At 32.9% G+C, this 13,455-nt stretch carries 12 protein-coding genes and 2 rRNA genes (1 of these 14 running past the window's edge); 4 read left to right on the forward strand and 10 right to left on the reverse strand.

Translation table 11 applies throughout. From position 1 onward, the window contains the following. Positions 1-31: 31 nt before the first annotated feature. The 6 genes from porL to dtd form a co-directional block, all read right to left on the reverse strand. On the reverse strand, positions 32-853 hold the full coding sequence (porL, locus tag KM029_RS12050; RefSeq protein ID WP_144073523.1) for a type IX secretion system motor protein PorL/GldL: 822 nt from the start codon (positions 851-853) through the stop codon (positions 32-34). An 87-nt stretch (positions 854-940) separates the two neighbouring features. Continuing rightward, a complete protein-coding gene (gene porK / locus KM029_RS12055; protein WP_144073524.1) occupies positions 941-1,993 on the reverse strand; it encodes a T9SS ring complex lipoprotein PorK/GldK in 1,053 nt (350 codons plus the stop codon). 164 nt (positions 1,994-2,157) lie between these two features. Next, positions 2,158-3,126, reverse strand: a complete 969-nt coding sequence (locus KM029_RS12060) for a PorP/SprF family type IX secretion system membrane protein (RefSeq protein ID WP_144073525.1) — start codon at positions 3,124-3,126, stop codon at positions 2,158-2,160. A 214-nt stretch (positions 3,127-3,340) separates the two neighbouring features. Further along, on the reverse strand, positions 3,341-4,120 hold the full coding sequence (locus KM029_RS12065; RefSeq protein WP_144073526.1) for a uroporphyrinogen-III synthase: 780 nt from the start codon (positions 4,118-4,120) through the stop codon (positions 3,341-3,343). Between the two features lie 61 nt (positions 4,121-4,181). Then, positions 4,182-5,312 carry a DUF4271 domain-containing protein gene (locus KM029_RS12070; protein ID WP_144073527.1) on the reverse strand — a complete coding sequence of 377 codons (1,131 nt, stop codon included), beginning with the start codon at positions 5,310-5,312 and terminating at the stop codon, positions 4,182-4,184. After that, positions 5,309-5,761 (reverse strand): D-aminoacyl-tRNA deacylase, encoded by a 453-nt coding sequence (gene dtd, locus KM029_RS12075; protein WP_144073528.1) that lies wholly within the window; start codon positions 5,759-5,761, stop codon positions 5,309-5,311. Before dtd ends, KM029_RS12070 begins: the two co-directional genes overlap by 4 nt. 286 nt (positions 5,762-6,047) lie before the next feature. Here dtd and KM029_RS12080 point away from each other — a divergent pair, with 286 nt between their 5' ends. Next, entirely contained in the window at positions 6,048-6,683 is a 636-nt protein-coding gene (locus tag KM029_RS12080; RefSeq protein WP_144073529.1) for a coiled-coil domain-containing protein, read from the forward strand. 102 nt (positions 6,684-6,785) lie between these two features. Further along, the gene (gene cdd / locus KM029_RS12085; protein WP_144073530.1) at positions 6,786-7,274 is read left to right on the forward strand and encodes a cytidine deaminase; all 489 of its coding nucleotides are present in this window, start codon (positions 6,786-6,788) and stop codon (positions 7,272-7,274) included. A 4-nt stretch (positions 7,275-7,278) separates the two neighbouring features. On the opposite strand, the gene KM029_RS12090 is transcribed toward cdd, so the two are convergent. Beyond that, complete coding sequence (locus tag KM029_RS12090) at positions 7,279-8,406, reverse strand: hypothetical protein (protein WP_144073531.1); 1,128 nt, start codon at positions 8,404-8,406, stop codon at positions 7,279-7,281. Positions 8,407-8,533: 127 nt separating this feature from the next. Between KM029_RS12090 and rnr the strand changes: the two genes are divergently transcribed. After that, positions 8,534-10,723, forward strand: coding sequence for a ribonuclease R (gene rnr, locus KM029_RS12095; protein ID WP_144073532.1), 2,190 nt, complete (start codon positions 8,534-8,536; stop codon positions 10,721-10,723). Between the two features lie 31 nt (positions 10,724-10,754). After that, entirely contained in the window at positions 10,755-11,264 is a 510-nt protein-coding gene (locus tag KM029_RS12100) for a phosphoribosyltransferase family protein (RefSeq protein WP_144073533.1), read from the forward strand. Positions 11,265-11,323: 59 nt separating this feature from the next. On the opposite strand, the gene KM029_RS12105 is transcribed toward KM029_RS12100, so the two are convergent. The 3 genes from KM029_RS12105 to KM029_RS12115 form a co-directional block, all read right to left on the reverse strand. Then, positions 11,324-12,292, reverse strand: a complete 969-nt coding sequence (locus KM029_RS12105; RefSeq protein WP_245006604.1) for an alpha/beta hydrolase — start codon at positions 12,290-12,292, stop codon at positions 11,324-11,326. Positions 12,293-12,472: 180 nt separating this feature from the next. Continuing rightward, a 5S ribosomal RNA gene (gene rrf, locus KM029_RS12110) occupies positions 12,473-12,584 on the reverse strand. Positions 12,585-12,707: 123 nt separating this feature from the next. Beyond that, positions 12,708-13,455: ribosomal RNA gene (locus KM029_RS12115) — 23S ribosomal RNA — on the reverse strand (it continues 2,129 nt past the right edge of the window).

Here is a 13,455-nt window from a genome sequence, read left to right on the forward strand (position 1 = left end):
TTATACAAATGATCATCTAATAAAAGACTAATTAGCCTTTCATCGCAGTTAGCATTTTACCATAAACATTGTTCAACTGAGTTAAATTAGTTGTCAATGTAGACATTTGCGTTTTGAATTTAGAAGCTTCTTTACTTGCTTCATCCATACTTTGAACTGCAGTAGCTAAATTACCATGGAATTTATTAATTGTCTTAAGATGGTTATTAGCATCTTTTAATTCCATTTCATAAACAGCATTTAAAGCACCTAAGTTCTTTGTAATTGCTTGAACTTGTTGTTGGTGAGCTTTAGAATCTGCAGCTGTACCTTCCATTGTTTTCATAGCAGTAACAGTAGTTGCAAATGATTTATTTAAATCACCCATTGACTTAGTTGCTACTTGTAAACTACGAGAGTATTCGTCAGAAGCACCTGCAACACTTGCAACACTTTTCATCTGACCTACTGATTTATTTAAATTCTCCATTCCAGAACCAAAGTTCTTGAATACTTCTGGAGTAAGTTTAGCGTCTGCTAACATTTTATCCATTGCACCTAAAGCTGCAATATCTTTCTTAGGATCTGCTTTAGCCTTCTTTGAAGGAGCTTTAACAGCATCTTCACTTAATAATTCTGGGTAAGCAAGAGCCCAATCGTAATGCTTTTCAAATGGTGCTGCTGGAGCAAATGCACCAATAAAGAATAATAATGCTTCTGTAATCAAACCTGCTGCCAAAATTGGACCACCGTTAGGTAAGTGAAGAATTTTGAACATGGCTCCAATAATTACTACTGATGCACCAAGGTTAGTCAAAATAGGAACATATACTCTGAAGATCTTTTCTCTTCCCGTCTCGTGTAAATTGCTCATTTTACGTCTGCTTAAAAATTTTCTAATTGATTGTTGTGGATAATGTTGTGCTCCAAGAACTGGTTCACTTGACTTTTTTTTTGGAATCTAGAAATCGAATCCTGATGATCTACCTAAGTTAATCATCACACATCTAAACCCGATGTAAGATCTTGCTTGAGTTTCAAACTCATAAGATCTCGTACCTGTTTGAATATAATAAGGAATATCTTTCCAAGATCCTCCTCTTACGATTTTCTTTGGTTCGTTTGGATCTGTATATGTAGGGTTTAAATCCCATACAATTGGGTATCCAGATGGGTTATACGCATCATCACACCATTCTGCAACATTTCCAGACATATCATATAATCCAAATCCGTTAGGGAAGTATGCCGCTACTGGAGAAGTATAAGAGTAACCATCATCATAATAATTACCTCTACCTGGCTTAAAGTTAGCTAAAGCACAACCTTTACCATTTCTCACATAAGGACCACCCCATGGATATTTTGCCATATCAAGACCACCTCTTGCTGAATATTCCCATTCGGCTTCTGTTGGTAATCTGAACGCTGGCATCTCTGCCATACCTTGTTCTGTTCTATAACCATTATAGTGTCTTGTTCTCCAAGCACAGAATTCCACTGCTGCTCTACGAGTAACACCTACAACTGGATAATCATCAAATGCAGGATGGCTATAATAGTAATCTTGCATTGGCTCACCCATATGGTAAGAGAAGTCTTTTTCCCAAACTGTTGTGTCTGGTCTTAATTCTTCTTGAATTTGTTCGAAAGTCCAATCTGCACTAGTGTCAGACTCTGCTTCCATTCCTTCGATAAACTGACGGTATTCATTATTAGTAATCTCCGTCTCATCCATAAAGAAGCCACTAATAGTAACTTGCTTATTCATGTTGATCATCGAATAGGTAATATCTTCATCCGCCTGTCCCATGTGGAATGTTCCACCAGGTACGGCTGTCATACCATAAGGTACAACTTGCGCATCCCATTCAGGTCGATCTTGAGAGCCGATAAGCTCTCCTCCATCAGAGCCGTCTCCGCCTCCTAGTAGGCCGCCTCCTCCACAACTCTGAGTTAAGACAGCCAAAATGCTTAACGCTCCCGTTAGCCTTTTTATTGACAAGCTTTTCATATTAAAAAAATTTATCCGGTTGGATTAATTAAGTTTCTATTTGATTTTATTGATAGTTAATAAACTTTAACTTTCAATTTCGTTTTGAAACAAAACAAAAATGAATCCAAAAACGTATTTGACTTAAAAAAAAATAAAAAGTTAAGTATAAAAAGCACTTTTAATTAATCGTGTCTATATCTAGGAGTACGAATTGCTGATGGTTTTTTACTACCAAATGCACTAAAACTAAATGACAATAAAATCTCATGACTTGTTGGTGCTTTAGCTGATTGATTTTCTAAAGTATAATCAAAAGCGTAACCAATATGTAAAGTTCTGCTCTTTAAAACATAAACACCCGCTAACAAACTTAAGGCTTCTATTTCCCTTACACCAGCTCCCACATAAACCCATTCTTGAAGGTTTGCTAATAATGTAAAATCAAAAGAAAGTGAATTCAAATCAGATTTTAATAATACAGATGGTTGAAGTACCACGTTATTTGTTACATCAAAAGACATCCCAAACATACCATTGAATGACATTCCTAAAGCACTAAAAGGACTATTAATTCCTCCTACAAAATCTGATTCTAATAAATGCTTAGCAGCAATTCCTGCATATAAACGTTCATTTTGATAGTAAATTCCGGCAGATACATCGGGTACAATAGAGTTCATTGCTTCACCTGACTTAAAAAAGGGATCTTGATCATTTACAAAACGTAAACGATCTGTATTTATAGATCTATCATAAACTCCTCCTCTCAATCCAAAAGAAAGTGTTCCATTTTTTACTGGTACAAAATAAGAAACTGACACTTGCGCTTCTAAATTACTTAATAACCCTACATCATCATTTACTATATGCAACCCCACTCCTAAACGTTTAGATTGAATTGGCGCTGACAATGAGAAGAACTGAGTATTTAACGTTCCATCATCATCAAATGTACCTTCATAACCTAACCATTGTGTTCTATGAACGAGAGACGCCTCTGCATTTTCAGATGTCATACCAACTGCGGCTGGATTATGAAATGGCTTAGAAAACATATACTGAGTAAACTGAGGATCTTGCTGTGCAACTCCAAAGGATAGAGTAAATAAGAATAATAAGCTACTTAAAAATAAGGGTTTTATTAGCTGCATAATATTAAAGTCAGGTAAAATTTACTACCTATTTTGATTGAGATATCTAAGGCTGATTATATAGTTTATGTTTTACAATAGAATTGCTTACGGTTTATTAAATCATCAACCTCTTATACAATTAACAAAAAATTAAGATTCTTTCCATGAAAAAAAGACAAAAAAAAACGCCACATAAATGAATATGTGACGTTCAATATTTTTAATAAAGTATTTATACTTCATTCGCTTCTTTAATATACAATTCAATTGCACCTGTCATAGACGGAGCATTTGGCAATGGAGCTTCTACATCTAAATGTAAACCTGCATCACGAACAGCGGCAGCCGTAGTAGGGCCAAAAGCAGCTATTCTTGTTTCTTTTTGCTCAAAATCAGCAAAATTAGTAAACAAAGATTTAATACCTGAAGGACTGAAGAACGCAATCATATCGTAATAGATATTGCTTAAATCTGAAAGATCTGCAGCAACAGTACGGTAAATAATCGCTTCATTCATTTCTATTCCATTAGCATCCATATAATTTGGAATATCTTCTTTTCTGATATCAGAACAAGGGAACAGATACTTCTCTCCTTTAAATTTCTTAAAGAGATCAAACATATCTTTTGCTGTTTTGTAACCTGTAAACAACTTACGTTTTCTAACAACAATATATTTTTGTAAATAATTAGCGGTTTGTTCAGAAATACAGAAGTATTTCATATCAGCAGGTACTTCTACCTTAAGTTCTTTACATAATCTAAAGAAATGATCAATTGCATTTCTTGATGTAAAAATTACAGCTGTATGCTCTAAAATGTTAATCTTCTGAGTTCTAAACTCTTTAGCCGTTACTCCTTTTACTTCGATAAAAGGACGGAAATCAATCTTAATCCCATATTTTTCTCCTAATTTATGATAAGGAGAATTTTGATTAGCGGGTTCAGGCTGAGACACCAAAATTGACTTCACAGCTTTCTTCACCACTTTTCCTGCTATGTCATTTGCCATGTATGTATATCTATTTATAAAACAGCCTCTTGGTAGAGACAAGTTTGTGAGTTATAAGAAATCAACTAAAGAAAACCTTCACAGCAACTAGCGAAGGAAGGAATTCGGTCGCGCAAAAATACGAAAATAAATAGTTATTTCTAAGGTTTACTTGTTTAGATACAGCTATATACACTAAAAAACTTTTCAGAAAGAAGGTAATACCTAAGAAATAACGCATAAATTCCCAAGAAATATAAAAAGGATTTAACGTCCAAAATACACATAAAACCATGTAAAACAGAACATAAACCCATGTTAGCTTGTAAAACTCTACTCCATGAATTGATGAAATTTGAGAATTCCCAAAAACTCCACCTAAAACATAAATAACTATTAATCTAAAAGCAACAAAAGCTAAAATTGATACAATTATGTAAAATATATTTAAAAGAAAAGAAGATATTGTTGAATTCATAACCTCTGAAGTAGCTCTTGATAACCATAAATTACCAGCTCCAAATAACATTACAGTTAAACTTGCAACTAATGCAAATGATAAGATAAACATCAAAAATTGTAATGAATTTACTTTATTCATTTCTGACCTACCTAAGGTTACTCCTTCAAAAGATTTTAATAATTCACCTCCTGCAGTTTTTAAACCTCCAATCTTAGACACTATACCTACAATAAAAAATACTACTAAAGACCACATTAATAAATAGGACCTAAAATTAGAATCCGAACGTTGTAATAATGTAACTTCTTCTTTTTTACTCACTGAATCTTTTAATTGTATTGCTCCATAATGTTGCTCTACCATGAAGCCTAATGGACATTTACCATCAGTTGTATTTACTACTAATAATATTTCACCTGTATTTTTAGCCTCTTGTTTTAATCTTTCGTAAGAAAAATAAACTGTATCATCATCTTTTTTAGCTACTTCTTTAAGTTGATTATTAAGAAATACAGCATCCCCATTTGTTAAAACAACTTCTACACCTAAACCTCCTAAATACTGAATATCTAAAAGCAAATAGAAATTTTTCACAAAAGGATGTTCTGAAGGGAAGTAAGGAACAAAACCAGACACTTGCTTCTCATAAATAAGCCATTTATCTTCCAAAGGAAAACTTGAAGCCATCCCTTTTGAATATGTCAAACATATAAGAATAATAGAATATACTAATATTTTAAGGTGCTTCATTTCTTATCTTTTGTATCTATTATTATTGTAACAGGACCATCATTTAATAATGATACTTGCATATCTGCACCAAATTCACCTGTTTCTATTTTTTTTCCTATTAATTTTTGTAACTCATCTATCATATTTTTGTACAAAGGAACAGCTATACTAGGATCTGCTGCATTTAAATATGATGGCCTATTCCCTTTTTTGGTACTAGCCTGTAATGTAAACTGTGAAATTAACAGAATATTTCCATCTATATCACTCAATGCTTTATTCATTTTACCCTCATCATCAGAAAATATCCGTATTCCTACTATTTTTTTTGCAAGCCATTGAACATCAGATTCAGTATCATCTTTAGCAACACCTAGTAATACCATCAAGCCATTCTGAATTTGCCCATGAACAATGTTATCTATTTCTACTTTTGCCGAGGTTACTCTTTGGATAACTGCATTCATAATTATATATATATATTTTAAAGACTCGATAAATAGTAAAGTGTACTTACCTAGCTCGCTGAAATCTATTCATCTAAATAAAACACGAATTTAAAAGAACTAATCAAAAGTTTTTAATGTTGATGGATTTTTATGTAATATAATGGCACAAACATTGAACACTGTTTTATCAAAAATAAACTTTGTTTCGTTTTTGTGATAAAAACTTCATTTTTTTATTCATTCATAAAATAAAACTCTTTTTTCTGTGTTATAAACTTAACACCGTATTGAAAAAACAATTACCATGAAAAGGATCTTTATACTACTTCTAGTAGCTTTTAGTGCAATAGCAATCGACAATGATGCATTAGCCCAGAAAAAGAAGAAAAGCAAATCTTCTAATGACAAGAAGAGCGAGAAAAAAGAAATTAAAGAGTGGAAAAAGAAATTAAAAGAAACTGATCCATTAAAGTTTAGAGATATGACACAAGAGTTAAATACTCTTCGTGGTCAAGCTTCAGGTTTAAAAGCTGAGATTTCTAAATTAGAACAAGAAAAAGAAGCTTTTGACTCTAAGTTAAAAGAAAAAGATAATGAAATTGCTGATTTACGTGCTGAGCTTGATAAGCTTAAAAAGAAGATGGACAATAATGTTTCTGCTTCTGGAGATGACTACACGAAAGGTATTGTCTACAAAGTACAAATTGGTGCATTTAAAAACCGTGATCTTTCTAAATTCCAAGATAAAGGAAACTTTTGGATGGAAGATGAAGATGGTTTAAAGAAATATACAATCGCTTATTTCCGTGATTACGGAGAAGCTGATCAATTCAAGAAGTATATGAGAGCAATGGGTGTTAAAGACGCTTGGATTGTTGCATATGATGACAATGTAAGAAAAGACATCAAAGACGTAAAACGTAAAGGTGCTGGTAAATAGTACTTTTTTAGTATTTTAATCTATTGTTTCTTAATGAAAGCCTTTGGAATATAATTCTAAAGGCTTTTTCTGTATCTTACTATTCTAAATAGAATAGTAATTATGGCAAAAAAAGTAAACCTAAATATTGAGATCGTTGCTTACTCTAACTTAGAGGAATTATCTAATGAAGATCAAAAGTTATTATCTCTTGCAGAAAAAGCTACATTTAGCTCTTATGCACCATACTCTAATTTTAACGTTGGAGCTGCATTAATTCTTGAAAATGGTGAAATTATTTCTGGCAATAATCAAGAAAATGCTGCCTATCCATCAGGAATGTGTGCAGAAAGAACTGCCATGTATTTTGCAGGAGCATCACACCCAAATCAAACCATAAAAACAATTGCAATTGCAGCACGCAAAAGTGATGATGAAACATTCATCCCTATATCACCATGCGGGGCATGTAGACAAGCTATGTTAGAATATGAAGCAAAACAAGAAACTCCAATTAGAGTTATTATGAAAGGAATTGATGATATCTATGAGTTAGCCTCTGTTTCAGACTTATTACCTTTTAAATTTACACAAAAGGACCTTTTTGAATAAAAATTTATTGGTGAGATTGTTCAATTGCATCAATAATCATTTCACCATAAGTAGTATTAAGAGCTAGTTTATAATACTTTTTACTATTTTCTTGATCCCTTTTTATTTTATATATCGAATACAAATAAGCATATAAAGGTGCTTCTAAATATTTTTGCTGAGTTGAAAGCTGTGGGAAATTATTTTCTACAGCTTTAAATTTACAAAAAGAACTTTCTATTTCATTTGCTTGGTACAGTCTAATTGCGTCAATTAAAAATCCTGCGCAATTATAAAACTTACTACTTGAAATAGATAATTGATTTATTTTACTAACAGCAATAGAATCATTTAGCAAGTTAAATCTTGACAATACTAATAATGCATCGAATAAATACCATTCATTATTACTATATCTATCAAAAATATTATACGCTATTTCTGTAGCCTTCAAGTTGTTATCATGTGAGTAAATCCACATTAAATATTTCTCTGCTTCAGCATTAGTAAAAACACTAAAATTCATTGCTGTTGTTAGTTGTTCTATACCTAATTGCTTGTCACCTGAAGGAAAAAAACTTAAAAATGGTTTATAAATAGGGTGGCTTTCTGGGTAAAACTCCCTGTAATAATTATAAACTCCTGCAGAAAAATTAAATTCATTAAACTCATGTATATGTTTAATACTGTAGCGTGTTAAAGAATATACTTGTTTTGCTTCTGATACAGCTTTCCAGGTAGAACCACTATAATTATAAGCTCTTGCTTTTAAACTTCTTGCTAACAATAAAAAGAAAACGGCTTCATTATCATTCTTATTTTCGTCTACAATAACCTCACATTTATCAATACAATCATCTAAATAATAAAAAAAATCATTCATCTTTTCATCATCATAATAATCAAAAGGAGTAGATTTCCAGTACATATCCATTGCATGAAGTAAAGGTAAAGATGGATGATTAGGCATTAATTTTTCATATTCAACCAATAAACTATCTGCGGTTTCAAAATCCCATTTATACATAGCATCCATACTTAATGAAGCACACTTGAGAATCTCCTCATTTACCCATAGTTTTTTAACCTCTTGAGCCTGAATTTGAGTGAATAAAAATAAAAATTGAAGGGTTATATATAAACTTCGCAACATAGTTCTATAATCATCGTCCTATAACTAGGATTTTATCGTAATTTAGCAGAAGTAACAAGATGATGACGTCCACCTTTATTTAATATAAGCATCTTGTTTCATCTTTTTTCAGATGTAAATCAAAAACATGTCAAAAGCCAAAAAAAAGAATAAAAAAGAGAATTCTAGAGGAAAGAAAAAGCCTCAAAGAAGAAGTAGCTTGAATTCTCATGTCATTCAAAATATTATTGATCTTTTAAATTCATCTCCTGAACATGGGTTTAGTCTTCGACAAATCACTAAGGATGTAAAGATCAAAAGCCAAACAGATAAAGATAAACTAAAATATATTCTTATCAATTTAGCTGACGAAGGAAAGATTAAATTAAAAGGTAAAAATTACCAATCTATTCTTTTAGAAGATGAGTTAAGAACATCTCGTACTGCTACTATTGATTTTGTTAATCCTAAATTCGCATTTCTTGTTGTAGATACTGAAGGTGATGAAAAAGTAGACGATATACGTATTGTGCTACCTAACATGAATAGAGCACTACACGGAGATAAAGTAGAATTTACAACGTTTTTCAATAGACAAAGAAAACGTGAGGAAGCAAAAGTTACAAAGATTCTGAAAAGAGAACGTGATGAATTTGTGGGTAAACTCCAAATTTCAGATCGCTTTGCCTTTGTTGTTGCGTCTGACCGTAAAATGTTTTACGACTTATTTATTCCAAGAGATAAAATAGGTGAAGCACAAGATGGAGATAAAGTAATTGCTAAAATTACTCAATGGAAAGAAAATGACAAATCTCCAATTGGAAAAATAACTAAGATATTAGGGAAGTCTGGTGAAAATGACACTGAGATTCATTCTATAATGTTTGAATTTGGTCTTCCGTTTGAATTTCCAAAAGAAGTTGAGGCTGAAGCTGAACGTATTGAAGATGAAATTCCTGAAGAAGAAATAGCAAAGAGAAGAGACTTTAGAAATAGAACTACTTTTACTATTGACCCACTTACAGCAAAAGATTTTGATGATGCTTTATCAATTCGTAAGATGAAAAATGGTCATTATGAAATAGGAATTCATATTGCTGATGTCTCTCATTACGTGCAACCAGAAACTCAATTAGAAGAAGAAGCATTAAAAAGAGCAACTTCTGTTTATTTAGTAGACAGAACTGTACCTATGCTTCCTGAAAAACTTTCTAATGGACTTTGTTCTCTAAATCCGAATGTTGATCGCCTAGCATTTGCTGCTATCTTCGAAATGGATGAAACTGGTAAAGTCCACAAGCAGTCATTTGGGCGAACAGTAATACATTCTGATAGAAGATTTACCTATGAAGAAGCTCAAGAAAGAATAGAGTCTAAACAAGGTGATTATCAAGAAGATATTAATATTCTAAATGATATTGCACATAAATTAAAAGCTGAACGCTTCAAAAATGGAGCAATATCTTTTGAATCTATAGAGTTAAAATTTGATTTAGACGAAAACGGTAAACCTATTGGATTAACTCCAAAAGTTAGAAAAGATGCTCATAAAATGATTGAAGAGTTTATGCTTCTTGCTAATAAAAGAGTTGCTGAATTTATCTTCCGTAAAAAGCAAGATGGAAAACCTTGTACTATGGTCTATCGTGTTCATGGTGATCCAGATCCTGATAAACTTTTAAAGTTTGCTAGTTTTGCTAAGCGTTTTGGATATGATGTTGATTTAAGTCAAAAGAAATTAGCTCATTCTATGAATGCTTTAACAGATGAAGTCGAAGGAAAACCTGAGCAAAATATTATTGAGCAGCAAGCAATAAGAACTATGGCTAAGGCTATTTATACAACAACTCCTGAAGGACACTATGGTTTAGGCTTTGATCATTATACACACTTTACATCTCCTATTCGTCGTTATCCTGACATGATGGTACATCGACTACTACAGCATTACCTAGATAAGGGTAAATCTGCAGATGAAAATGTATTAGAAGATAAGTGTAAACATTCTTCTGCTAGAGAAAAAGTTGCTGCCGATGCAGAACGTGCTTCTATAAAATATAAGCAAGTTGAGTTTATGTCTGAATTCTTAGGAGAGCAGATGGAAGGTACAATATCTGGTTTAACAGATTGGGGTATGTTTATTGAATTAAAAGAAAGTAGATGTGAAGGATTGGTACGTTATCAATCTATGACTGGTGATCAATATATTTTTGATAGTGAAACTATGACTGTAACTGGTTCCAAATACAAAGAAAAATTTCAGTTAGGTGATGAAGTAAACGTTATAGTTAAGGAGACTAATATTGAAAAACGTTCAATAGATTTCGATTTAGTATAATCAAAATATCAATATAAAATTATTTACAATCATGACGACAACTAGCAATGTCATACTTACTCATGACAAGATTGTACAAAAAATACGTCGAATTGCATTTGAAGTTTACGAAGATAATTTCGGTGCTAAAGAAATAGTATTTGCAGGAATTAGAGGTATGGGATATCAATTTGCAAAACTTCTTCAAACAGAATTTAGTACCATTTCTGATATACCTTCAGACCTTACAAAAATCACGATTGATAAAACAGCTCCTGTCCAAACATTTATTGAATTGGATAAAGAGCCAGAAAGCTTAGAAGGCAAAGTAATTATTATTGCTGATGATGTTCTAAATACAGGACGTACTCTTGCATATAGTATTAAGCCTTTTTTAGGAGTTAGAGTAGAAAAACTACAAGTGGCTGTTTTAGTAGATAGAGGTTATCACATGTTTCCCGTAATACCTAGTTTTATTGGATATGAATTATCAACTACTGTAAAACAAACTATTGAAGTTGATCTCAGTGATAAAGAACCATATACAGTTACATTGACTTAATCCAACAAAATTTCATAAAAATGCCGATAACTATTTTCAATAATTATCGGCATTTTTTATTAATTCGTTCCCATTAAAAACTCTAATGGTATTGCTAATCGTTTACTCCATGATTTTTCTGAATGGTTTTCTCCTACAAACTTTTTAGTTTCCCAATTAGAACTTGTATATCCTTTCTCTTTCATAACTTTATCAATTCTTAATTGATATGGTTCATATTGAGAATCTAATGTTTCAGTACCATAATCAAAATATATTTTATGAGTATTTGGATTAGGTAAATTTGTTCGAGTATATGCTATTATACCATCTGTTATTTGCTTATTTTCTTCTAAGGTAAACTTTTCAGCATAAACCATTGGCCAATGTGTTGATAAACATCCTGCTCCACCAAAAACATCTGGATACTCACAAATTGCATATAGAGATATTAAACCTCCCATACTTGACCCCATAACAAAAGTATTCTCTCTTGAAGTTAAAGTTGAATATTTATTATCTATATAAGGCTTTAATTCTTGAGTTAAAAACTTAAGATAATTATCAGCAAGTGTTTTTCCCGCAAGCCTTTCTTTAATTACTTTATCTAATAGTTTACTCGATAATCCATCTAATGATTTTTGAGGTAAATACTCTGATGATCTATATTTTCCATTATTAGGTATAGCCACTACAATACATTCCTGTATTTTACCTTTTGCTAATAAGTTTGATACATTTTCATCAACCATCCATTCTTGTTTGTTCCAAGAAATTGTTGAATCAAAAAGCATTAATCCATCATGCATATACAAAACACTATATTTCTTATCTGATGAATAGTTATTTGGTAACCACACATCAATAAGACGAGAATCGATAAATTTAGATTTAAAGTTGTCAATTCTTTCTATTTTACCTGAAGCTACTTTAGGCATAATATTATCTGATGCTGTACCTACTTCTTTTGTAGGTTTTTCTTTTTTCGTTGATGAACATGATATAATAGTTCCGATTAAGAAAAATGATAGTAATAAATTTTTCATCATTAATTATTTTTTTGATTGATGCAATAATATAAAATAGAGATTCTCATTTTCTAATTTCACTTATGATTAAATATATTATTTATACTTTTTCAAAATTATATACAATTAGTAAAACAAAAATTTGAACACAAAAAAAGGTTAGTCAACATCATGTGTTAACTAACCTTCTATATATAATGAATGTGGCGTCGACCTACTCTCCCGGGGGTTAACCCAGTACCATCAGCACTGTGGGGCTTAACTGCTCTGTTCGGAATGGAAAGAGGTGAACACCCACGTCATTGACACCATCAATATCTTAATGTCTTTGATTATCGAATCTAATCACTAATCCAAAATAACTAATATAAATCAGTTATTTGACAGTGAAAAGGAAAAACTTTGCTAGCACTCTATTTCTAGAGTGCTAACCGTAAAAGAAAAGCTATTGGGCGATTAGTACTTCTCAGCTGAATGTATCTCTACACGTACACTTGAAGCCTATCAACGTCATCATCTATAACAACCCTTATATGGAAATCTCATCTCGAGGTGGGTTTCGCGCTTAGATGCTTTCAGCGCTTATCCGCTCCACACATAGGTACCCGGCGATGCTCCTGGCGGAACAACCGGTACGCCAGAGGTGTGTCCAACTCGGTCCTCTCGTACTAAAGTCAGAGCCTCTCAAATTTCCTACGCCCGCAACAGATAGAGACCGAACTGTCTCACGACGTTCTGAACCCAGCTCGCGTGCCACTTTAATGGGCGAACAGCCCAACCCTTGGGACCTTCTCCAGCCCCAGGACGTGACGAGCCGACATCGAGGTGCCAAACCTCCCCGTCGATATGAGCTCTTGGGGGAGATCAGCCTGTTATCCCCAGAGTACCTTTTATCCTTTGAGCGATGGCCCTTCCATGCGGTACCACCGGATCACTATGTCCCACTTTCGTGCCTGTTCGAAATGTCTCTCTCGCAGTCAGGCTCCCTTATGCCATTGCGCTCTTCCGACGATTGCCGACCGTCGTGAGGGAACCTTGGAAAGCCTCCGTTACTCTTTTGGAGGCGACCACCCCAGTCAAACTACCCACCAAACAATGTCCGAGTATACACTCGTTAGACCGTCAAACAGGAAAGGGCGGTATTTCAACAATGACTCCAAAATGCCTGGCGACACTCCTTCATA

This window comes from Flammeovirga kamogawensis, assembly GCF_018736065.1.
Classification (GTDB): Bacteria; Bacteroidota; Bacteroidia; order Cytophagales; family Flammeovirgaceae; genus Flammeovirga; species Flammeovirga kamogawensis.